At 63.8% G+C, this 22249-nt stretch carries 24 protein-coding genes; 11 read left to right on the top strand and 13 right to left on the bottom strand.

Annotation, left to right across the window (positions count from 1 at the left end; genetic code table 11):
* The first annotated feature begins 131 nt into the window (after positions 1 to 131).
* Together ACP26O_RS23080 and ACP26O_RS23075 are read left to right on the top strand one after the other, a co-directional pair.
* Complete coding sequence (locus tag ACP26O_RS23080) at positions 132 to 1286, top strand: DUF3182 family protein (protein WP_175664390.1); 1155 nt, start codon at positions 132 to 134, stop codon at positions 1284 to 1286.
* The gene (locus ACP26O_RS23075; protein WP_126226363.1) at positions 1283 to 2062 is read left to right on the top strand and encodes an alpha/beta hydrolase family protein; all 780 of its coding nucleotides are present in this window, start codon (positions 1283 to 1285) and stop codon (positions 2060 to 2062) included. Before ACP26O_RS23080 ends, ACP26O_RS23075 begins: the two co-directional genes overlap by 4 nt.
* A 23-nt stretch (positions 2063 to 2085) precedes the next feature.
* Here ACP26O_RS23075 and ACP26O_RS23070 read toward each other — a convergent pair whose 3' ends face one another.
* The 8 genes from ACP26O_RS23070 to ACP26O_RS23035 all read right to left on the bottom strand — a co-directional run bounded on the left by ACP26O_RS23070 (position 2086) and on the right by ACP26O_RS23035 (position 8082).
* Positions 2086 to 2790 (bottom strand): RNA polymerase sigma factor, encoded by a 705-nt coding sequence (locus tag ACP26O_RS23070; RefSeq protein ID WP_175664389.1) that lies wholly within the window; start codon positions 2788 to 2790, stop codon positions 2086 to 2088.
* On the bottom strand, positions 2787 to 3101 hold the full coding sequence (locus ACP26O_RS23065; RefSeq protein WP_175664388.1) for a cupredoxin domain-containing protein: 315 nt from the start codon (positions 3099 to 3101) through the stop codon (positions 2787 to 2789). The genes ACP26O_RS23070 and ACP26O_RS23065 overlap by 4 nt, the downstream gene beginning before the upstream one ends.
* A gap of 37 nt (positions 3102 to 3138) precedes the next feature.
* The gene (locus ACP26O_RS23060) at positions 3139 to 3690 is read right to left on the bottom strand and encodes a DUF4142 domain-containing protein (protein WP_175664387.1); all 552 of its coding nucleotides are present in this window, start codon (positions 3688 to 3690) and stop codon (positions 3139 to 3141) included.
* A 426-nt stretch (positions 3691 to 4116) separates the two neighbouring features.
* Positions 4117 to 5319: an L-dopachrome tautomerase-related protein gene (locus tag ACP26O_RS23055; protein ID WP_175664386.1), complete on the bottom strand. Its 1203-nt coding sequence runs from the start codon at positions 5317 to 5319 to the stop codon at positions 4117 to 4119.
* A gap of 28 nt (positions 5320 to 5347) precedes the next feature.
* The gene (locus ACP26O_RS23050; protein ID WP_175664385.1) at positions 5348 to 5638 is read right to left on the bottom strand and encodes a putative quinol monooxygenase; all 291 of its coding nucleotides are present in this window, start codon (positions 5636 to 5638) and stop codon (positions 5348 to 5350) included.
* Between the two features lie 14 nt (positions 5639 to 5652).
* Positions 5653 to 6447: an SDR family NAD(P)-dependent oxidoreductase gene (locus ACP26O_RS23045; RefSeq protein ID WP_126226357.1), complete on the bottom strand. Its 795-nt coding sequence runs from the start codon at positions 6445 to 6447 to the stop codon at positions 5653 to 5655.
* A 57-nt stretch (positions 6448 to 6504) separates the two neighbouring features.
* Positions 6505 to 7347 carry a type 1 glutamine amidotransferase domain-containing protein gene (locus ACP26O_RS23040; protein WP_175664384.1) on the bottom strand — a complete coding sequence of 281 codons (843 nt, stop codon included), beginning with the start codon at positions 7345 to 7347 and terminating at the stop codon, positions 6505 to 6507.
* Between the two features lie 21 nt (positions 7348 to 7368).
* Complete coding sequence (locus ACP26O_RS23035) at positions 7369 to 8082, bottom strand: type 1 glutamine amidotransferase domain-containing protein (RefSeq protein WP_175664383.1); 714 nt, start codon at positions 8080 to 8082, stop codon at positions 7369 to 7371.
* A gap of 121 nt (positions 8083 to 8203) precedes the next feature.
* Between ACP26O_RS23035 and ACP26O_RS23030 the strand changes: the two genes are divergently transcribed.
* The 9 genes from ACP26O_RS23030 (at position 8204) to ACP26O_RS22990 (ending at position 17245) form a co-directional block, all read left to right on the top strand.
* On the top strand, positions 8204 to 9112 hold the full coding sequence (locus tag ACP26O_RS23030) for a LysR family transcriptional regulator (protein WP_175664382.1): 909 nt from the start codon (positions 8204 to 8206) through the stop codon (positions 9110 to 9112).
* A 958-nt stretch (positions 9113 to 10070) separates the two neighbouring features.
* Positions 10071 to 10457, top strand: a complete 387-nt coding sequence (locus ACP26O_RS23025; RefSeq protein WP_072438009.1) for an ectoine synthase — start codon at positions 10071 to 10073, stop codon at positions 10455 to 10457.
* Between the two features lie 106 nt (positions 10458 to 10563).
* Positions 10564 to 11784, top strand: coding sequence for an MFS transporter (locus ACP26O_RS23020; protein WP_175664381.1), 1221 nt, complete (start codon positions 10564 to 10566; stop codon positions 11782 to 11784).
* Positions 11774 to 13297 (top strand): class I adenylate-forming enzyme family protein, encoded by a 1524-nt coding sequence (locus tag ACP26O_RS23015; protein ID WP_208446708.1) that lies wholly within the window; start codon positions 11774 to 11776, stop codon positions 13295 to 13297. Before ACP26O_RS23020 ends, ACP26O_RS23015 begins: the two co-directional genes overlap by 11 nt.
* A complete protein-coding gene (locus tag ACP26O_RS23010) occupies positions 13192 to 14331 on the top strand; it encodes a class I SAM-dependent methyltransferase (protein WP_244098993.1) in 1140 nt (379 codons plus the stop codon). Before ACP26O_RS23015 ends, ACP26O_RS23010 begins: the two co-directional genes overlap by 106 nt.
* A complete protein-coding gene (locus ACP26O_RS23005) occupies positions 14331 to 15563 on the top strand; it encodes an acyl-CoA dehydrogenase family protein (protein ID WP_426356407.1) in 1233 nt (410 codons plus the stop codon). Before ACP26O_RS23010 ends, ACP26O_RS23005 begins: the two co-directional genes overlap by 1 nt.
* Positions 15560 to 16120: a RidA family protein gene (locus ACP26O_RS23000; RefSeq protein ID WP_175664380.1), complete on the top strand. Its 561-nt coding sequence runs from the start codon at positions 15560 to 15562 to the stop codon at positions 16118 to 16120. Before ACP26O_RS23005 ends, ACP26O_RS23000 begins: the two co-directional genes overlap by 4 nt.
* Positions 16121 to 16271: 151 nt before the next feature.
* Complete coding sequence (locus ACP26O_RS22995) at positions 16272 to 16889, top strand: LysE family translocator (protein ID WP_175664379.1); 618 nt, start codon at positions 16272 to 16274, stop codon at positions 16887 to 16889.
* A gap of 107 nt (positions 16890 to 16996) precedes the next feature.
* Complete coding sequence (locus tag ACP26O_RS22990) at positions 16997 to 17245, top strand: hypothetical protein (protein ID WP_006749284.1); 249 nt, start codon at positions 16997 to 16999, stop codon at positions 17243 to 17245.
* A 123-nt stretch (positions 17246 to 17368) separates the two neighbouring features.
* Here ACP26O_RS22990 and ACP26O_RS22985 read toward each other — a convergent pair whose 3' ends face one another.
* The 5 genes from ACP26O_RS22985 to ACP26O_RS22965 form a co-directional block, all read right to left on the bottom strand.
* Complete coding sequence (locus ACP26O_RS22985) at positions 17369 to 18727, bottom strand: MFS transporter (RefSeq protein WP_175664378.1); 1359 nt, start codon at positions 18725 to 18727, stop codon at positions 17369 to 17371.
* 211 nt (positions 18728 to 18938) lie between these two features.
* Positions 18939 to 19325 carry a 4-carboxymuconolactone decarboxylase gene (pcaC, locus tag ACP26O_RS22980; RefSeq protein ID WP_006749282.1) on the bottom strand — a complete coding sequence of 129 codons (387 nt, stop codon included), beginning with the start codon at positions 19323 to 19325 and terminating at the stop codon, positions 18939 to 18941.
* A gap of 10 nt (positions 19326 to 19335) precedes the next feature.
* Positions 19336 to 20121, bottom strand: a complete 786-nt coding sequence (gene pcaD, locus ACP26O_RS22975; RefSeq protein ID WP_012365078.1) for a 3-oxoadipate enol-lactonase — start codon at positions 20119 to 20121, stop codon at positions 19336 to 19338.
* Positions 20122 to 20135: 14 nt separating this feature from the next.
* Positions 20136 to 21503 (bottom strand): 3-carboxy-cis,cis-muconate cycloisomerase, encoded by a 1368-nt coding sequence (locus ACP26O_RS22970; protein WP_175664377.1) that lies wholly within the window; start codon positions 21501 to 21503, stop codon positions 20136 to 20138.
* An 88-nt stretch (positions 21504 to 21591) separates the two neighbouring features.
* Positions 21592 to 22248, bottom strand: coding sequence for a CoA transferase subunit B (locus ACP26O_RS22965; RefSeq protein WP_006749279.1), 657 nt, complete (start codon positions 22246 to 22248; stop codon positions 21592 to 21594).
* Position 22249 lies beyond the last annotated feature (1 nt).

Raw genomic sequence — 22249 nt, 5'->3', positions numbered from 1 at the left:
GGCCGCTCCGGCAGCCCGGAACCGTAGGCGAATGAATCTTGCTACACCACCTCCACGGGCCGATTCGACAGGCGAAACCGCCCGCGACGATGCATTCATGACAATCGCGCTGCCGGCGCGAAGGGGGCGATTTGAAACCACGGGTCCAACCGGCTCGCGTAACGCCGGCACTGCCGGTCGTCCTCATTCATTTCCGGGACGACGGGACGCCACACGTCGGTCATGTAGCCGACACGCTGCGCCAGCTCGGCGCGCAGATCGCCGCACTAAAGGGAACACGGCTTGCGGGCGAGTTCCGCCGGACGGAACGATACCCTGCAAACCGTTACGTAATCCCGAACGATACGCTCACCGTATCGCAAGCACGCGAACTCGGGGTCCGATCGGTACGGGACCTGTTCGGTGGCGTCGTGCCGTTTCCGTTCGTCGCGACCAAGGTGATTGCCCATCGTCTGGTCGAAGGCGCCCGCGCCAAGCCGCCCGGCTGGTCCGCCGCATTCGCGGAACACGCCGCGGCGCTGACGCTGCCGGGTTATTCCGCGTTTTCGCGCGAGGATGCGTGCGATGCCGCGCAGCGCCTGTGGCAGGACGGCCGCGTGCGGCTCAAGCGGCCCTGCGGAATCGGCGGAACGGGGCAGACACTGGTGGCCGACATGGCCGAACTGGAAGCGGAGCTTGACGAATTCGGCGATGCGGCGTTGCGCACCGGCGGCATCGTCATCGAGCGCCATCTCGATTCGATCGAGACGTTGAGCGTCGGGCAGGTCACGCTGGACGATCTGGTGGCGAGCTACTGGGGCGTTCAGCATCTGACCGTCAACAATCATGGCAATGAAGTGTATGGCGGCACCGACCTCGTCGTCGTCCGCGGCGGCTTCGACGTGCTGGCGCGGCTCGACGTCACGGCCGAGGTCAGCGAGGCGATCGCGAAGGCGTGCGCATTCGACGCCGCCGTGCAACGCGATTACGCGGGCTTTTTCGCGTCGCGGCGCAACTACGATGTCGCGTTCGGCACCGATGCACAAGGCGTGCGCCACTGCGGCGTACTGGAGCAGTCGTGGCGGATCGGCGGCGCATCGGGCGCGGAAATCGGCGCGTTGCGCATGTTCAGGACGGACATGGAGGTGGACGCCGTGGCCGCCGCGACGCGCGAGATTTACGGCGACGACCCGGCGACACCGGCCGGCGCGCAGATCGTCTATCGCGGTGTCGATGCCCACGCCGGCGCCCTCACCAAGTACTACACGGTCGATCGTCATCCCTTCCGAAGGAGCAGCGAGACATGACAGCGGAGCATTATCGTGTGCGCATCAAGGTCGAGAACGGCTACCTCGACGGTACCGTGCTCGCGCCGAAGACCACCGTGGCGGGCGTTCTGTTCGTGCACGGCTGGGGCGGCAACCAGGAGCAGTATCTCGAGCGGGCGCGGCAGGCGGCGGCGCTCGGGTGCGTGTGCCTGACGTTCGATCTGACCGGGCATGGACGTACGCTGGAGGAACAGCAAAACGTGACGCGCGAAACCCATCTTCGCGATTTGCTCGCCGCTTACGACACACTGGTTGACCACCCATTGATCGATCGCGATGCCATCGCCGTCGTCGGCAGCAGCTATGGCGGCTATCTCGCGACCATCCTGACCGAGCTGCGCCCCGTACGCTGGCTTGGCCTGCGCGTACCGGCGCTCTATCTCGACGACGGCTGGAATACGCCGAAGCGGGCACTGCACGTCGAGCACGATCTCGTCGCGTATCGCAAACGCATCGTGCCGGCCTCCGACAATCGCGCACTGCGCGCGGCGTCCCGCTTTCGCGGCGACGTATTGCTCGTCGAATCGGAGCACGATCAGATCGTGCCGCACACGGCGATCGCCAGCTATCTGCAGGCATGCCTGTCCGCGCATTCGCTGACGTACCGGATTCTCGAAGGCGCCGATCACGGGCTCTCGGACGCTGCCAGTCAGAGCGCGTACACCGCCCTCGTCGAGAAGTGGCTGGTCGAAATGATCACGGGTCAGCGTGCGGGTGTGCGCGGATCCGCCGCACCCGGCCCGACGGACGCATAGCGCGCCTGTCGGCCTCGGCGAGATCAACGCGAAGCGCTTTTCGCCAGCACACCGTGCACGATGCGATCGCACCGTTCCCCGTCGAACGAAAACACGTCGCGCTCGGCCAGATCGATGTCCCGGGCGAGTGACTCGCGCAGCATGCTCCTTGCCCGGAAATGCCGCGAGCGCACCGTCGCCTCGGGTATGCCGAGGCACTCGGCGGTTTCCTCGACGCTGAATTCCTCGACGCAGCGCATCACGAACACGATGCGAAACGCTTCGGGCAACGCATCGAGCTTGCGCTCAAGCAAGGTGCGCAATTCGGTCCGCATCAGCGCCCGATCCGGCGATTCGTTCTGGTCTGCATCCATGGTTTCCCGCTCGAAGTCGGCGATGGTCGACAGCCCGACCATCGGCGCGATCGTGTCGCGCCGCGCGCCGCGGCGCTGACGCGTCAAGCACTCGTTGAGCACGAGCCGCGACAGCCAGGTCGACAGCGACGCGTCGCCGCGAAAACGCGGAATTGCGCGGAATGCCGCGAGGTAAGCCTCCTGCAGCGCATCCTCGGCTTCGGCATCGTCGCGCAACGTCACCCGTGCAAGCCGGTAGAGCCGCCGGTTGTAGCGACGCATCAGCTGTTCGAACGCAGCGCGCTCGCCGCTCGCGACGCGTGCGGCGAGCGTACGGTCGTCTTCTTCCGCAAGCGGCAACGGCTTCGATTCGGGATGGCCCGCATGGTGCGTCATGGTTTGCGCTTCACGGTCAGTGTCGCTTTCATCGTAGGATGAAACGTGCAGATATATGCGTGGCGGCCCGGTGTATTCGCGACATACGTCCACGAAGCATCGGGTCGGATTTCATGCGAATCGAACAGGCCGGCTGCCGTGGCCGTGTGCGCGACGAGATCCTTGTTGACCCAGACGATCGTGTCGCCGCGCGCGACCGTCACGCTGGCCGGGTTGAAACGCATGCCTTCGATGGTGATGCGGTGCGTCGTGGCGGCGACGACGTCCGCGGCTACGAACGCCAGCACCGCCGCCACGACGATCCGGCACATGGTTCGATCGCGCCGCCGCGCCGTCGAGCGCGCGGGCTTAGTAGGCCTTCTTCTCACTACCGCCGCCGAGCGTCGATTGCAACGCGCGAGCATGCTCGAGGTGTGCGACGAATGCCGGCCGCACCTTCACGAGCAGCGCCTTCAGTTCGTCGTTCTTCGCCGATGGAATGAGCGTCTTGTCCATCGCATCGATCACCTGTTGATGATAGGTCACCTCGTGATCGACATAGGCCTTGTCGAATGCGTGCCCCTTGAGCGCCTTGAGCGCGGTGACGTTGTCATCGCCCTCCTTCTTCAACGCGTCGCTCGTCGGGTTGGCTTCCGGTTTCAGGTTCAGCTTGGTCGCGAGCGCGACCGCCGATTTGTTCACATTGGTGTGATCAGTAACCATCGACGCGGCGAAGTTCTTGACCGGTTTCGTATGCGTCACGTTTTCCGCGAGCTTGCCGGCATCGATGTCGACCTGGTTGGCCGTCACGACGATCGCCGCGATCTGAGGGTCCGTCAGTTTGATTGCTTGCGCGGAGGCGGCGAGCGGCAGCGCGGAAAGGAGGGCCGCCAAGATGGATAGCTTGGGTATGCGTGCCATGTCGATTTCTCCAGTCGAATGGAAACGGGACGCTCATCCAGGTCGCTCGACGATGGAGGGCTCTGTGGTGATAGACGTCGTGAGGGTGGGTTGCGTTCCGGGGGGGCTACGGGAGTTGCGGAAGTAGGCGCTCTAGATGAGGTGAGCTGGGATCGATATGTCCGGAGAGGGACAGAGCATGCTCGCGCGAGTGCGCATTGGAGATTTCTCCATGCCCCTGTGCTGGGAGGCCCCAGTGCACCCGAGCAGCGCATGATATGAGCAGCCGCGGATTCGATACGAAGGATGAACGGCTCGAATCAGACCGCCGGTATGAGCAACCCGATTTCAGGTTGCTCATGCCAAGAGCCAACCCCGTACGCGGTCATATTCTCGATCGGCTATAAACCGTCTGTCGACCGATACAGACGCGACGCCGATTTTCAATCACTTGCCGCCAATCGACATCCGCCACAACTCATAACGCTCGTGCCCGCTGGCGACCCGTCCCGCAACATGATCACTCAGCGCACTAGCCGTGAAGACCAGATCGCCATTCGGCAGCAGCGCCGGCGTATCCGGCCAATGCACGCCATCGTCGGATGCGATCAACGACATCGACTTCGTGCGCGGTTCGTACTTCACAATGCCGTTATGCGTGACGTCGGTAACGTAGAGCGCGCCCCGCGAATCCGTCACCATTCCGTCCGTATTGCCGCCGACGGCGCCAAGATCACGAATCGCCGCGGCAATCTGCGCATCTGTCGAACCGTGCCGTCTCAGAACGGCGGTCGGAACCGAACGTACGCGTGTCCCCGTCGTCACCGTCCAGTACAGCGTTGCGCCGTCCGGCGACAGCGCGATACCGTTGATACCGATCAGCAGCGGCTTTCCCGGCCATACTTCAGCGCCATGGGAAACGACCTTCACCCCCGCTTCGACCTGCAAATCCGGATGCCTGTCCAGCACACGCCGTGCGGTACCCGAAGCGAAGTCTGCAACAATCAAGCCCACCTTGTTATCGGGCGCACTGCGCGAGCCACTGTCGGAAACGTAGGCAGTGCGCCTGCGTTCGTCGACCACGATGTCGTTGAGGAAACTGCCGGCACGATCGGCCACGCCGTCGAGGCCGATGCGCTTCACGATTCGTCCCGACTTCAGATCGAACACCACGATTTTCTGGGCGCCCGCGGGTGCTTCGGATTCGCCGGCAACGAACCCCATGTCGAGCGCCCATAACCAATCGTTTGTGCGGTCGACGTAAAAGCCCAGCACGTTGCGCAAATGCTCGGCAGGTGCGGTCGATATCGCATTGCCTTCCATCGATGGAAAGGGCGTCAGCCGCGCCGGGCCGGTCGTCGATCGCGTATCCAGCCTGCTGAGCGTCGCCGGCGTCGATGCCGCGACGAAGCGCGGCGTACTCACGTATGCGGCGCCGCGTGCATCGAAATGAAGCCCGGCAATCGGTGCATTGACCGAGCCTGCGAACGGAGCGGGATCCCCATCGCCTTTCGGAATCTCCCAACTTACTCCGGCATAGCTTCGCCAGCGCTCGAGCCGGGTATCGGCCGCCGCAGTCGCTGCAGCCGCGTAACTGATGAAGGCAAAGGCGAACGCAATTGCCGTAACTCGATTCGAGCGCTTGAACATGATGAGGATTTCAGTGAGTCGGATGGGGTTATGCGATTTGGCGCAGATGCAGCAACTGGAAGTTTTCGATCCACCGACCGGCGCTCCCGCGGAATGCGTCCATCAGCGGGCTACGCATGTGCTGCTCCCAGGATGCACGGTCAACCCACTGTTCGAAGAAGACCACCGTCCCAGGCTGCTCCAGCGATTCATGCAGTTCGTAGCTGAGACAGCCGGACTGGTTGCGCGCCATTTCGACAAGTTCCCGCTGCGCTTGCACCAGCACCGCCTCATAACCTTGCTTCGCTTCGACGAGTGCGACGATGACGTGGGCGGACATATCGACGCACCTGTTCAGAGAATCGACCGGAAGGTGCCGCCTTCGACGCGCACCGCCGCGCCGTTGGACGCCGCGCCCAACGGACTGGCCAGCAATGCCACCATGGCGGCGATCTCGTCGGCTTCGATCATGCGGGCGATCAGCGAGCTCGGGCGATAGGTCTCGAAGAAGTGCGATTCGATTTCCGCATCGGTCATGCCGGGTCGCGGCGCGGTCTGCCGCAAATACGCGACGATGCCTTCGGAGCGCGTCGCGGACGGCAGCACACTGTTGACGGTCACGCCTGTGCCCTTCGTCAGTTCGGCCATGCCGCGCGAGACCGCGAGCTGAGCCGATTTGCTGACACCGTAATGCACCATGTCCGGCGGCGTAAACGCGCCGACCTCGCTGGACATGAAGATCACACGCCCCCAGTTCTTCGCAAGCATGCGGGGGAAATAGTGACGCGACAGCCGCACCCCCGACATCACGTTGACGTCGATCATTCGCAGCCAGTCGTCATCGGTGATTTCCGCGAACGGCTTGGCTTCGTAGTAGCCGAGATTGTTCACGAGAATATCCGTATCCGGCTGCGCGTCGATCAGTTCGGCAACGCCTCGCGTGCCACTCACGTCGGCAACGATTCCGCGTACGCTGCCTTCCGGGACTGCCGCGGTAATTTGAGCGACGGCTTCGTCGAGTTTGTCGCGGTGACGCCCCGTGATCGTGACCGACACGCCCTCGCCGACCAACGTTCGTGCGATAGCCATGCCGATGCCGGCGGTAGCGCCCGTGACGATCGCGGTTTTGCCTTGAAGTTGCAGATCCATGTGTTCTTTCTCCTTTGCATCATCGAAGAACCGGCGATGCCGGTCCGTTGCGTGGCGTTACTTCAGCCGCTTCAGCATTTCGCCGGCGACGTCGAGTGCGGACGCCGGGTTCTGACCTGTGATCAATTCGCGATCGGTCACCATGTGAGCGGTAAAGGGCACCTCGTTGCTGCTGTAAATTCCACCGGCGCGTTGCAACGCCGTCTGCGGATAGAACTTCATCGCGCCGCCGCCGAGCAGTGCTTTGGCCTGCTCTTCTTCCGCGTTGCTGATCACCGTCATTCGGTAGCCGGCATAGATCCATTTCGGCGCGCCATCGCCGGCCTTCCCGGCGGCGAGTTGCCGTGTAAAGCCCGGTGCATCGGGCAGCGTCGACAGCAGCGCAATCGGCCCATGACAAACGAGCGCCGTGGTCTTGCCGCGCGCATGAAAATCGGCCAGCAGCCTGCCCACCGCGGGGCTAGTCAGAAGATCCTGCATCGGCGCATGACCGCCGGGAACATAGACGGCATCGAAGTGGCCGTAACCGATCTGCTCGACCCGCGACAGACTGATCACGGGAGAGTGCGCACGCGACGTGATCTGCAGCTTGTCGAGCAAAGCCCGGTAGTCGCGCATCGCCTTTTCGTCGCCGTTGAAGTACATCTTGTCGGCAGACGTGGCATCCATCGTCGGCGCCTTGCCCTCGGGCGTGGCGAAGGTCACCTGATGGCCTGCATCAAGCAGGGCCTTCACGGGCTGCATCAGTTCGTTCAGGTAGAAGCCCGTCGCGAACACTTTGCCGTCCTTCAGATCGAGGTGATCGGAATCCGACAACACCACGAGCACGTTGGCGGCGTGAGCGCTGGACGCGGCAATGCCGAGCATCGCGGCTACGGCGAGCTTGCGCATCGAATGCATGGTTTTCTCCATCGGGGAATGTCAGGCCTGTTCGGATCGGTTCAGCAACAGGTAGCGAATCGCCGCGCCCACACCGGCAGCCGACTGCGGGTTCTGGCCGGTCACGAGACGCCCGTCGACGACGACCTTCGCCGTCCAGCTCGGTGCCGGATGGTGATGCGCACCTCGCTGCGTCAACGTGCTCGCGAGCAGGAAAGGCACGACGTGGTCGAGCTGGACCGCGCGTTCCTCTTCATCCGTGAATGCGCTGAGGTTCTTGCCGGCGACCAGATAAGTACCGTCGCCGAGCGTCACATCGACCAGCGCCGCGGGGCCGTGACATACCGCTCCGACCACGCCGCCAGCCTCGTAGACCGCGCGCGTCACCTGTTGCACGTCTGCATTGCCCGGAAAATCCCACATCGCGCCGTGGCCGCCCGCAAAGAAGACAGCGGCGTATTTCGACGCGTCGACATCGCCCAGTCGCTGCGTGTGGCGCAGCGCGTCGCGGAAAGCACTGTCGTTCCAGTAGCGCGCGTTGACTTCATCCGTCAGATCGAGACCATCGACGGGCGGCTCGCCGCCCTGAATCGACGCGAATTCGACCGGGATGCCGGCCGCGTCGAGTTCGGCCAGCGGATGCGTCACTTCGCCGAGGTAAAAACCGGTCGGCTCGCCGGTCGCGCCTTTCGTCGCGTGGCTCGTGAGTACGAACAGCACGGTCAGGCCCTGCCGGTCGCGAGGGACACGATTCATGGTTTGCTCCTTGATTTCAGTGAGTGACCGGACGACGCAGTCACGATGCGCTCACTTTATTTGGCCCACTCAAGGAGATAAACTGGCTTAAAAGTAAATCTTCTGTTCTTTGGAGGACAAGATGGTTCGAAGATTCGACCATCTCGGTGACGTGGAAGCATTCGTCACGGTGATCGAAAAAGGCTCGATGACAGCGGGCGCGGTGGCGCTGGGCAGCACACCGTCCGTTCTCAGCCGTGCCATTACACGTCTGGAGAGCCGGCTGGGCGTGCAATTGCTGCGCCGTTCGACTCGACGGTTGAGCCTGACGGAGCAAGGCAGGCTCTATCTGGAGCAATCGCGGGCCGCGTTCTTGCTGATCGACGACGCCGAGCGTGCCATTCAGGGGCACGGCGGCACGTTGACAGGCCATGTCCGCCTCAGCGTACCGACGACGTACGGACACTATCGTCTGCCGCCGCTGCTGCGGCAGTTCACGCAGCAGCACCCGGAGGTTCGCATGGAGTTGAACATCGCGAACCGGAACGTGGATCTGGTGGCCGAAGGGTTCGACCTGGCGATCCGGCTAGGTGAGTTGCCGGACAGCGGCCTGGTCGCACGCAAGCTCGAGGACGCGGCGCTGTGCCTTGTCGCGTCGCCGGAGTACGTGGCGCGCGCGGGCATGCCGGAAAACGTGGCGGATCTGGCGCACCATCTCTGTTTGCCTTTCATGCTGCCCAGCAGCGGCCGTATCGCGCCCTGGGTGTTCCGGGACGGCGGGCAGGACATCGATTGGCTCCCGCCGTCGAACGTCGCGGTCTCCGACGACGTGCTCGGGGTTGTTTCGATGGCGCAGAGCGGCGCCGGCATCTGCCAGACCTACGACTTCATTGTTCAGGATCGCGTGCGGGCCGGGAGTCTCGTCGAAGTGCTGTCTCATCTTCGTGGCCGCACACGGCCGTTTTCGGTGATCTATGCGCCGCATCGGCGGTTGTCTGCGGCGTCACGGGCTTTGATCGACATGATTGTTGCGTCTACTGCCGATCATTGAAGGGAAAACAGAAGGGTTGGGGATAGACTCCTGTGGGCAGAGAGTGTCGCGCCGATCGTCGCGGCGCGACGTGGGGCCGCGCGCTCGCCGAGAAGCGACGGTACCCGTCTGGATACGTCGCAGTTCGGTCGACTTTCGCGGGAGCATCGACTGTAAGCAGATACTGGTCGGCCAGGGATTTCGTTTGAACCCAAAGATTTCTGCGCCGTTGCCTTCATGGCGCGTCCTCTCGCATCGCTTGCCAACCAAGCTTGCTTACATGGCAAGCCGGATTCGCTGCGCGATGATGCAGGCAGCGCAAATGGTTCGGCCGGGATTCATGGGTATCTGAAGCCTTGTATATTTGCAAGCAGTGCGAATAAATTACACTTGAGGCAACAGTCGTCTAGTAGCATGGGCCGTCATTTTCGGACCGCACTAATTATAAGGATACCAACATGACTACACTTCTCGTCGTCACATATCTACCGAGAGGCAGTCCGATATATTTAAAAAATGGGTTCAATATTTCGGGGCGACCGGCGCCCTTGTATTCCATTCGATGCCAATCGCTGGAGGAACTCCGAGTTGGCCTCGGCCGGCCGTGCCCATACGAGAACGTCTTGGTACGCACCGGAGATCGCTCTGCTTGTTCGCTCCACCGCGATCGCGAGGCAGTGTCGCTGCCAGGGAAACACTGCCACGGATTATGTCGGCAAGCCAGGCAACCCACAAAAAATGTAGATAAACTACATCGCGCCTGTCTAGCCTCACCCCAACACCTCCAAGGTTGATTTACATAATCACCGGAAATTCCCCCATATTCCGCCCTTGACCAGCCACGCCATCAGCGGTTAATGTTGAAAAACTACATGATTTAGCCGGCCATTCTGTTACGGGCACTGGCTTGCTTTTTCGTGGCTTCGCTTCCGCTGAGAGCAGGACAATAATTTCTTACAAAAAAGAAAGGAGTGCGAATATGTTCGTCAGGAACCTGAGAGACGTCGAAAAGGATGGCCTGCTTGTCGAATGGGGCTCCGGCACAAGCCATCGCTTGTTGACGGAAAAGGACGGCATGGGCTACGGCGTGTGCCATACGGTGGTGCGTGCGGGTACAGAATCGCTCCTGCAATACCGCAACCATCTCGAAGCCTGCTATTGCATTGCAGGCGAAGGCGAGGTCGAGGACATGAACGGTAACGTCTTTCCGATCCGCCCGGGCACCATCTACGTGCTCGATCGACACGATCAGCATTACTTGCGCGGCGGTAAAGACGGGGATCTGGTGCTTGTCAGCGTCTTCAATCCCCCGCTCAAGGGACACGAACGGCATAACCTGGGGTCTGCAGAAGCGTCCGCTTACTGACGCTCGATACGCTCATTCCGGGGAGGCCGGGGTACCAGCCCTCCCGGCAACGTCCGCAGGAGCGCGCATGCATCGCGTGCTCCGCGCAAAAGAAAGGTGACTGTTCGTGCGCGCCCAGCATCAAGCCTTTTTCCATTCGCTTTTCCTTGCCCGTCTCGCCGACCAGATTCTGTTGTTTCTCGTGCCGCTGGTCATCTTTCAGATGACAGGACGCGTGTCCTGGTCGGGCATCGCGTTTTCGCTCGAAACACTGCCGAGATACCTGTGCTTCCCGTTTCTAGGTGCGCTTTGCGACCGGTATTCGCCCACGAAACTGATGCGCGTCAGTCAGGTTCTCCGCGCGGCAGTATGCGTCGCGGGCGTCATCGCCTACGACCTCGTCGGCGGTATCGGATGGCTGATCGCGCTGTCCGCGTTGTGCGGCATGCTGACGAGTCAGGGCATCGTTGCGCGCGAGGTGATGCTGCCGCAGATATTCAGCAGCCATCGCTTCGAAAAAGTGTTGTCGTATTCGCAATTGGCCGACCAGCTTGGTCTGGTGCTCGGCCCCATGCTCGCGGCGATCCTGCTGTCGTGGTGGCGCTGGGAATTCGTCGTGGTGGCCGCGGCCGTGCTGTTTGTCACAGCCGACGTCGCGCTCGCCTATTGGCAAAAGGCCAGCGCGTTCGAATTCGTGATGCCGGAAGGCACGCGCGGCACCTGGTTCACGCCGATCAAGACGGCCTTGTCTCACGTCATCCGTCTCCCTGGCCTCAAGTCCGTCATCATGTTGGCCGCTGCGGAGAACCTCGTGATCGGCGTCACGCTCGCGACATCCGCCGCGATGGTCACCGGCTTTCATCACGAAAGCGGACGCTATTACGCAGGACTGCAAACGGCAGGCGCGTGCGTGACGATCGCGATTCTGCTGATGACGGCGAGGTTGCATGTCCCGAGGCGCGTCCTCGGCCTCGTCGGCTTCGGTTCGATCTGTATCGGCGGCGTTATCGCGGCAGCCAGCCCGGGAATTGCGGGTTACGTTTTCGGCTTCCTCCTGATCGTCGGATTCGACAAGATGTTCAACGTCTACATCCGGAGCACGCGGCAGAAGATCATCCCCGCGCGCGACTACGGCAAGACGACGGGAGTCGTCATCCTCCTCAACAACATGACACAGCCGCTCGCGGGCGTCGCGGTAGGCGCGTTCTCGACGCGTTTCGGACCAGACACGGTAATCATGGTGCTGTCCGTGTGCATGGGTTGCCTCGGGTTGCTGGTCTCGCTCGCGCCCCGCATTCGAAAAGGCCACCGCCCCTCGTCGGCCTCGGTGTCCTCACATGAAGGCTGATGCCATGATCGAACGATTCCCGCAATACTTCGAGCGTAGCGCGAGCAGCCGGCGAGACAAAGTCGCACTGGTGGTCGACGGACGTTCGGCAACCTACGGCGAATTGCTGGACGTGATGTTGACGATAGCCGATACGCTTCATCGTCTCGGCATTCCCGCCGGCGCGCGCGTCGCGATCTATTCGGAGATGTCCGTGCATGCGGTGGCGGCCGCATTCGGCATCCTGAAGGCCGGATGCGTACTGGCATGCATCAGGCACACGATCGACACCGCCGAACTGGAGCAGCAGATCGCGGATTGCGGCGCCAGCGCGCTCGTGGCATCGCGAGCGACCTCGCCCCGCATCGCGTCCCGTTATCGCGCGGTCACGATCGACGCGACCCGCGGCGACCTGTCGGAATATGTCGTCTGCTTCGCGGCCGACGGCGCATCCGAAGCGGGCAATTCCTCCATGGATGACGCAGCAACGATCTTCTACACATCCGGCTCGACGGGCGATTCGAAGGGTGTGCTCGTCACGCACCGGATCATGATTGCCGCGTTCCGCTCGGTCTCCGGCTATCTCGCCAATAGCGAACGCGACATCGTGCTCAGTTTCTCCCCGGGCTTGAGCTCGGACTACGGCTTTTACAACACGGTCATGCCGCTGCTGTTCGGGGGCCGTGCCGTGGTCGAGACGGCGTTGCCCGCTTCGGCCGCCGCCATCGTCGACATCATCGAGCGACACGGCGTAACCGGCCTGCACGTCTTTCCGCCGGCGCTTTTCCGTCTGTGCGAATCGGGCGACCTGCCTGCCTCGAGACTGCAATCGCTGCGGTATGTCTCGACCAGCGGACAGGCGTTTCCCGGCAAGTACATTCGCCTGCTCAGGCGTGCGCTACCGGCTGTCCTGATCTACTGCAACTACGGTTCGACCGAGTGCAAACGCATCGCCTACCTGCCGCCCGCCGAACTCGATCGACGTATCGGCTCGGTCGGCAAAGCCATTCCGGGCATCAGAACCTACCTCGTCGGCAACGACAATGCACTCGTGGTCGGGCCCTGGGAGGTCGGTGAACTCGCGGTAGCCGGCGATCTGCTGATGGAGAAATACTGGGGGCGCGAAAGCGATACCGCCCGCGTCATTCGCGAAGGATGTTTCGGTGAATCGCGCGTGTTCATGACCGGTGATCTGTTCGCGATGGACGAGGACGGATTCCTGTTCTTTCAATGCAGAAAGGGCGACCTGTTCGATCGAGACGGCGTGCCGGTGAATCCGCGCGCCGTCGAGCGGGTATTGCTCGACCACGAATCCGTTGCGGAAGCGCTCGTCGTACCGGTTTCCCGGTCAGACGGCGCACGCGTCCCCAAAGCCTATGTCGTTCCGGCCGCGACATCTGCGGCCAATGCAATCGAGCTGCTCGATCATTGTCGCCGCCATCTGGATTCCGCCGCGGTTCCGGCAAGCATCGACTTCCTGCGGGCGCTGCCAAGAACGTTCGGCGGCAAGGTGTCCGCCCAGGGTTTGAACTGATACCACATGCGAAGAGGTCAACCATGACGTCAAGCGGAATCGAGGACGGCGCGGAGCAATACCTGGAAAGCGCGCCGATGATCCGGATGGCAAGTTATTTTCACAGCCTTGCGACGGGCGCGACGCAGGTGCCGAAGCAATCGGTCGCGAGCCGCATCCGCCATTTGCTGCGCGATCCGGACGTGCTTGCGTATCACGACCTGATGGTCGCCGAAGCCGGGCCGCTGTTCACGCATTTTCTTGCCAGCGTGCCAGCCATACTGGAGGAAATGTCGCGCGTCGGCGTCGCGCTCACGCGGTATTCCGAACGTCGCAGGCAGCACGCGGATCAGCACTTCGAGTTTTACGAAGTCGATGCCTTCGACGGCACCAACGGCAGAACGCTGGCAAAACGATCGAATGGCCTGATCCGCACTTTCACGAACTCGCCCAATCCGGCCAACGAAACGGCGTTCAACCAGTTCGCCAATCACGACTTCTCGACGTTCCACCCGCAGGCATTCGCCCACGTCACCCCTCGGCTGTTCCGGGAGCATGCGCGCCTCGACCGCTTCTCCGGCACGTTCGACTACATCTACGAGACTGCCGCATTTCAGTTCTATGGCGTGGATCGCGCGGACCAGATTCGTCATGTCGCGCGTCTGCTCAAGCCGAACGGATTGATCTTCTTCCTCGAGAAGCTCAACTGCGATTCGCTCGACGAGTACGACAAGCGCGAGAGCGTCAAGGACGAACTGCACAAGAGTCATTACTTCAGCCGCGAGGAAATCGACTGGAAGCGCAACCAGATGCTTTCGCAGATGCAAAACGGACAGGTGACGTTCGATACGCTCGTCGCGTCGATCCACGAGCAGTTCGAACATGTCTATCTGCTCTGGAACGGGACGAATTTTCACGAGTTCGTCGCCTCCAACGACGCACGATCGATCGAGGAATTCATCTCGCTGCTCGGCGAACCCTGCATCGAGCCCGTGTTCTGCTTCGATCACCCCGTACCGCGCAGAGTGGCCGGGCCGCGAGGAGACGCGACGTGATGCAGCTGCATGATGACCTCCCGTCAATGGATACGATCCGGTCATGCGTGGACGGGCTCGAACTCGAGCGCACACTGATCGGCCGACGCATCGAACAACTGCTCCCGCGCTGGCAGGCTCGCGCACAGGCGGCCGATCAGTTCGCGCGCCTGTCGCCCGAGACAATGGCCGAACTGCACGACGCCGGGCTCCTCCACCTGCTGACACCGCGCCGCTACGGCGGATTGCAACAGGACTTTCCGACACTCGTCGAAGCTGCGCGGCTCGCAGCCACCGCGTGCGCGTCCACGGCGTGGATGTTAAGTGTCGTCGGCGGACATGTGACGACTGCGGCGCGCCTGCCCGCCGCCTGTCAGGACATCATCTTCGCGAACGGGCCGCGACAGCTGTTCGCGACGGCCACGGTTCAGAACGGCACGTTCGTCAGGGACGGCAGCGGATTCCGGTTGAACGGCATCTGGCGCTACAGCTCGGGCATCGATCACGCAACCTGGGTGATCGTCTCGGCACGACTCAGCGGGACGGACGCACCGGAGGCCCAGGAGATCTTCAAGGTCGTGGTTCGACGCGAAGACGTCCGTGCGCTCGACACATGGCACGTATCCGGCATGCGCGCGACAGGTTCCCGGGATATTGCATTCGACAATCTGTACGTATCGGACGAGTGGATCTTCGCTCGTTCGAACTATTTTGGCCCGCATCCCGCCGGCGCCGACCTGCATCCCGGCGCGTATCTGTACGACGTGGCGCTCATCCCGTACAGCACGACGTGGATCATCGGACCGATTCTAGGCTGCGCACAGGGCGCGTACCGGCACTGCATCGATACGCTCCGCAGCCGCTGTAGAAGCTGCGACGCGATGCTTTGCGGGCACATCGCGAAAAGCGACGCGGAGCTCACCTGCGCGGGTCGTCTCTACGACACGCTGGTCCGCACCTTGCACACGGCCGGCATCGCGCGGCGCGCGGTGTCGCCCGCCGAGACGGTCCGCATCAGGCGTGATCGCGCATTCATCGCGCAGCTTTGCGTCGACGCGATCCGACGACTGATCGGCAGCATGGGCACCGCCGTGGCATTCGACGCCCATCCTGCACAACGTCACTGGCGCGACCTGCAGGTCATGGCATCGCACATCGACGTCGGCTGGGACGCGGCGGCTGTTGCGTATGGCGGCCACGCGATCGCGCATTCGACGGGCACCTCCCGCGATTCCCCGCCGGTGTATCAATGAATACCGCGGCGCCGGACGACGAAACGGAGACGATCGACATGAACCGGGACGCGATATTCCGCGGAATTGCCGATGCGCTGGGACTCGCCGTAGACGAGGACTTCGGTGCGGCCGGGCGGTACGCTCCGCTCATGCGCTGTGACAACCAGATCTTCGTCAGTGGACAAATTCCGAAGCTTAACGGTGAAATCACCGTTCGCGGTTTGATCGGATCGGAAGTGTCGGTGGACAGCGGTCGGCGCGGCGCGATGCTCTGTGCCGCACGCTGCATCGCGCTATTACAACGATCACTCGGCACTCTCGATCGGGTTCGGGCAGTTCCGCGCATCGGCGTCTACATGCAAAGCGACCCTGCATTCGACGAACACAGTGCCGTCGCCGATGGCGCATCGGAGGTGGTGTATTCCGTGTTCGGCGAAGCGGGCGTACACGCCAGAACGTCACTCAGCGCATTCCGGCTGCCTCGATACGCTGCGGTCGAAGTGGATCTGGTTGCATTCGTCTGGCAGGATTCCGCTGAAGGCGGCCTCACGGCGAGGGGTAAGGCGCAGACGTAAAATTCCAAAAATTGCGCCGGTTAGACCAGCGACGCGCACCCCTCCCCCTCCCCCGTACCGGCATCCGTCAACATAACTGTACCGGTACTGTACAGAAAACCGTCGCTAAACTGACTCCATCCCAGCCTCGAACACGAATGGAGAATCCACGATGGAATTCCTCGCCCTGAGCGCGCTGCCCGCCGGCATGCTGTTCGCGCTCGTCACGTCGATCACGCCCGGCCCCAACAACACGATGCTGCTCGCCTCCGGCGTCAACTTCGGTTTCCGCCGCACGATGCCGCACCTGTTCGGCATCAGCATCGGCGTCGCGATCCTGATGCTGTGCGTCGGCTTCGGTCTCGGTGAAGCGTTCCGCCGCATGCCGGTCCTGTACACGATCCTCGAAATCGCAAGCGTCGCCTACCTGCTGTACCTCGCATGGCGGATCGGCACGTCCGGCGAGGTGAAGGCGCAAGGCGCCAAGCCGCGCCCGATGACGCTCCTCGAAGCCGCCGCGTTTCAGTGGGTCAATCCGAAAGCGTGGATGATGGTGCTGACCGCCGCGACGACGATCCGCCTGTCCGCCGACTACGGGATGAACGCCGCGTGGATGGCCGTCGTGTTCATCCTGATCGGCTTTCCGTGCATCTGTCTGTGGGCCGCGTTCGGCCTCGGCCTGCGCCGCTTCCTGTCGAACCGCCGCGCGTTGCGCATCTTCAACGTGACGATGGCCGTGCTGCTGATCCTGTCGCTGTATCCGCTCATCGCGCATCTGCTGCCGCAGTAAACGCGCACCAGCGCACCCGTTGAGCTTCCCGTCATGCAGGCGTACCCTTTTGGTACGGGCGCGTGCAACCGCTTCGGCGGTTGCGCCGCCACTGCATGGAGATTGCCGTGAAGCCAATGCTGAAAGCCGGCGAGCACATCGAGGGCATGCACTGGATTGCCGAGTACCATCCGCTGACGCACGAGATCCGCGTGCTGCGCGAAGACATCGAGATCGGCATCTACTGCGCGCCGCCGACGATGTTCGGTGAAGAGGAAGACATGGGCGCCGCGAACCTCGCCGATCATCGCAGCCGGGAGGCCGCGCTGCGCGCGTATCTGCGCAACTTCGTCAAGGAACACGACGCGGAGGAGTAACGGCGCCGCGGCCGTGAAATCAACGGGCCGCTGACGCGGCCCGGTCTGCTGTTACGCGTGGGCCGTCTTCCGACCCACCGCAACCCACGCGGAGCCGGCGCATCGCCCCGGCCCCGATTGCGCTCAATGCCCGAGCGATTCGATCTTGCCGCCCGGCTGCGTGACGCCATGCGGCCGCGCCATCTGCTTGATCAGCAACGCGAGGCATGCGAGCAGGCCCGCGACCGCGATCGTCCCGAACACGCCCGCGAACGAAAAGTGTCGGCGCGTCAGCTCCGCAACGAGGAACGACCCGGCAATCCCGCCGAAGCGGCCGACGCCGAGCATCCATGCCACGCCCGTGCCGCGCCCTTCGGTCGGGTAGAACGCGGCGGCGAGCGCCGGCATCGACGATTGCGCTGTGTTCATCAGCACGCCGGCGATGAACACGACCAGCACGAGCAGCCCCACATTCCCCGCCGCCTGCCCGATCGCATACACGCTGATTGCGGTCAGCGCGTAGCACACGGCGATCACACGGTTCGCGTTGAAGCGGTCCATCAGCACGCCGCACAGCACCGCGCCGACACCGCCGAGCGGGAACAGCGCGGAGATCAGCGTCGCGCTCTTCGGCGTGAGGCCGGCGTCCTTCAGCAGGATCGGCATCCAGTTGATCGACGCGTAGAAGATCACGAGGCCCATGAAGTACGCGAGCCACAGCATCACCGAACCAACGATGTACGAGCGCGACAGCACGACGCCGAGCCCCTTGCTGCCCGTCTGCGGCGCGGTTTCGGTCATCACGAACGAGCCGGCGTTCAGCGCATCGCGCGAAATCCGGGCGAGCGTCGTGCGGATCCGGTCGACGCTCCGGCCGTGCGCGACCATGAAGCGCACCGATTCCGGCATCTTCAGCAGCAACAGCACGCCGAGCAGCAGCGGCGTCACGCCGCCGAGCACCAGTACGCTGCGCCAGCCGAAATGCGGAATCATCCACGCGGCGAGAAAGCCGCCGAACGCCGCGCCGAGCGGGAAGCCGCAGAACATCAGGTTGATCACGGTCGCGCGGCGCTTGTCCGGGCAGAACTCGCCCATCATGGTGACCGCGTTCGGCATCGCGGCGCCGAGCCCGACGCCGGTGATGAAACGCAGGATCGTCAGGTGTCCGATCGTGTTCGAGAACGCAGACATCAGGCACGCGACGCCGAACAGGAATACCGAGCCGAGCAGCAGCGAGCGGCGCCCGAGACGGTCGGACAACGGGCCCGACACGAGCGCGCCGCACGCGAGGCCGAACAGCGCGGCGCTCAGCACGGGCGCGAGATCGGGTTTGGTGAGGTTCCATTCGCCGAGCAACGACGGCGCGATGAAGCCGATCGCGGCCGTATCGAAGCCGTCGAGCAGCACGATCACGAAACACATCAGGAATACGAGCCACTGAAAGCCGCCGAACGGCTGCTCGTTGATGAAGGTCTGGACATCGACCACGGTTGTGCGATTCATCGCTAGTCTCCTTGTCGGCCGAAACTGATGCTTAAGCGGTCGCTTCGGTCCCATCCAACATTGATATATGCAACAAGCGCGGCCTCGTGGCCGCGCCTTGCCTTCGTTCACGCACCGATTCGCCGCCGGCGCGCTTGTCGATCGTCACGGCTCGCCAGCATCGGCAGGCCGTGCGACCGGATCACTGCCGGCCTCGCCTAGGCGGCCCCACCTAGGCGGCCCCATCCTGTTCCTTGAAGATCTTGTCCGCGAGATGGAACGCGGAGTTCGCGGCCGGCACGCCGCAGTAGATCGCGGTCTGCAGCAGCACTTCCTTGATCTCGTCGCGCGTCACGCCGTTGTTGCGCGCGGCGCGCAGGTGCAGCGCGAGTTCCTCGCCGCGGTTCAGCGCGACCATCATCGCGATGGTCAGCAGGCTGCGCGTATGGCGCGGCAGGCCGTCGCGCGTCCAGATCTCGCCCCACGCATAGCGCGTGATCAGGTTCTGGAATTCGTCGGTCACCTCGGTGCGGTTCTCGATCGAACGGTCGACATGCGCGTCGCCGAGCACCGCGCGACGCACCTTCATCCCTGCTTCATAACGTTGCTGATCGTCCATCGTCGGTGCCTCACGCGGTCAGGAAGTCGAGCAGCGCGCGGTTGAAACCGTCGGTGCACTCGATGTTCGAAATATGCGCGGCGTCGAATTCGACGTGGCGCGCGCCGGGAATCGCGGCAGCCAGCGCACGGCCCTGGTCGGGCGGCGTCGACATGTCCTTCGCACCGGTCACGACGAGCACCGGCAGCGCGATGCCCTTCACTTCCTCGCGCAGGTCGGCCGCGTTCAGCGCGTCGCAGTTCGCCGCGTAACCGTCCTTGTCGGTATGCACGAAGGTGTCGCGGATCGCGTCGAACAGGCGCGGCTCGCGATCGACGAACGCGTCAGTGAACCAGCGCGGCAGCACGGCGTCGGCGAGCGCGGCCATCCCTTCGGCACGCGCCTTCTGCGCACGCGGCGCCCATACTTCCGGCGAACCGATCTTCGCGGCGGTGTTCGCCAGCACGGCGCGCACGATGCGCGACGGGAAGCGCGCGGCGAGCGCCGCACCGGTCAGGCCGCCCATCGAGATCCCGCAGAAGTGCGCGCGATCGATGCCGACGTGGTCGAGCAGGCCGATCACGTCGCCCGCGAGTTGGTCGACCGTGTACGAGCCGGCCGGTGCATCGGAATGGCCGTGGCCGCGCGTGTCGTAGCGCAGGATGTTGAAGTGCTGCGTGAGCGGGCGAATCTGCGGCGCCCACATCTGCAGGTCGGCGCCGAGCGAGTTCGAGAAGACGAGCCACGGCGCGTCGTCGCGCGCGGCACGGTCGATCCGGTAATGCAGTTTCACGCCGTTGACAGTGGCGAAGGGCATCAGTGTTCTCCTGGTTATTTCGGGCTCGCGTGCTGGGCGTGCAGCGCGAGCACGGCGTCGACGTAGGCCTGCGCCTCGCCGACGTAATGTGCGGGATCGAGCAGCCGCGCGAGCGCGTCGCGCGACAGGTGGGCCGATACGGTCGCATCGGCGGCGAGCACGTCGAACAGCGTCGCGCCGGTGCGCACGGCCTCCTTCGACGCATGCTCGACGACATGGTGCGCATCGAGCCGGCCGATCCGGTCGCCGAGCGCGAGCATCACGGCTTCGCCGAGGATCAGCCCGTGCGTCAGGTCGAGGTTCGCGGCGAGGCGTTCGGTGTTCACGTCGAGGCCCGCGACGATCTGCGCGATCTGCGCGAGCGCGCCGCCGGTCAGGCGCGCGAGGTCGGGCAGCGCGTCCCATTCGGCCTGCCAGCCGCCGAGCGCGCGCTCGTGCTCCTGGACCATCCCCGCGAACACGGTCGCGACGAGGTTCGGCGCGCGCACCGCGGCCGTCAGCACGGCCGCGCAACCGACCGGGTTGCGCTTGTGCGGCATCGTCGACGAGCCGCCCTTGCCGGCGGCCGCCGGTTCGCCGAGCTCGCCGACTTCGGTCTGCATCTGCAGCGACACGTCACGCGCAATCTTGCCGAGCGTGCCGGTCAGCATCCCGAAGCATGACGCGGCTTCCGCGATGCGATCGCGCTGCGTATGCCACGGCACGGCCGGCAGCGCGAGCTTCAGGTCGGCCGCGAGCGCGGCGCTCACGCCGGCCGCATGCTCGCGCAGGCTCGCCAGCGTGCCGGCCGCGCCGCCGAACTGCAGCACGAGCGCGCGCTCGCGCAATTCGGCGAAGCGCGCGCGATGGCGCAGCAGCGCATCGAGCCATTGCGCGAATTTCAGGCCGAGCGTGATCGGCAGCGCCTGCTGCAGCCACGTGCGGCCGATCATCGGTGTCGCACGATGCGTGCGCGCGAGCGTCGCGAGCGACGCGCACGCTTCGTCGAGCAGCGGCTCGAGCACGTCGAGCGTGTCGCGCAGCTGCAGCACGGTCGCGGTATCGATGATGTCCTGGCTCGTCGCGCCCCAGTGCACGAACTTCGCGGCCTCGGGGTCGTCGGCCTTCACTTGCGCGGTGAGCTGCTTGACGAGCGGAATCGCGAGATTGCCGCCGAGCGCCGCGCCGTGCGCGAGCGCGTCGGCGTCGAGCCGATCGGCATCGCACGCGCGTTCGATGGGCGCGACCGCAGTGGCGGGAATCACCTGCTGCGCGGCGAGCGCGCGCGCGAGCGCGGCTTCGACGTCGAGCATCCGCTGGATCGTCGCGCGGGGCGACCAGATCCGGTTGAGCGGCTCGGTGCCGCAGATGAGGGAGGTCAGGCGGGCGCTGTCTTCGAGCATGGCGTCAGATTGGGGAAACGGCGTGCGCCTATTGTCTACCCAAGCGTGCCGGCGTGCGCTGGATCGCGCGGGCCGGCACGCTTGCCGTTCAGGCCGCGGCCTTGCGCGTCGCGTCGATCAGCGGCACGCCGGTCAGCTTCTGCAGTTCGTCGAACGACAGGTCGGTGAAGATCTCGCTCACCGCGAGGCCGTCGGACGTCACGTCGAGCACGGCGAGATCGGTATAGATGCGGCTCACGCACTGCACGCCGGTGACCGGATACGAGCATTGCGCGACGATCTTGCTCTCGCCCTGTTTCGTCAGATGTTCCATCATCACGAACACCTGCTTCGCGCCGATCGCGAGGTCCATCGCGCCGCCGACGGCCGGAATCGCATCGGGCGCGCCGGTATGCCAGTTCGCGAGATCGCCGTTCGCCGACACCTGGAACGCGCCGAGTACGCAGTAGTCGAGATGGCCGCCGCGCATCATCGCGAACGAATCCGAGTGGTGGAAATAGGCGCCGCCGGTGAGCAGCGTCACATGCTGCTTGCCGGCGTTGATCAACTCGTCGTCTTCCTCGCCGGGCGCGGGCGCCGGGCCCATGCCGAGCAGGCCGTTCTCGCTGTGCAGGAAGATCTCCTTGCTCGGATCGAGGTGGTTCGCCACCAGCGTCGGCACGCCGATGCCGAGGTTCACGTAAGCGCCTTCGGGGATGTCCTGGGCGACGCGCTTGGCCATTTCATCGCGGGTCAGTCGTTTCATT

The sequence above is a fragment of the Burkholderia sp. R-40 genome, from assembly GCF_049942845.1.
Taxonomy (GTDB): Bacteria; Pseudomonadota; Gammaproteobacteria; order Burkholderiales; family Burkholderiaceae; genus Burkholderia; species Burkholderia ambifaria.
This window is presented reverse-complemented; position numbering and strand designations above follow the sequence as displayed.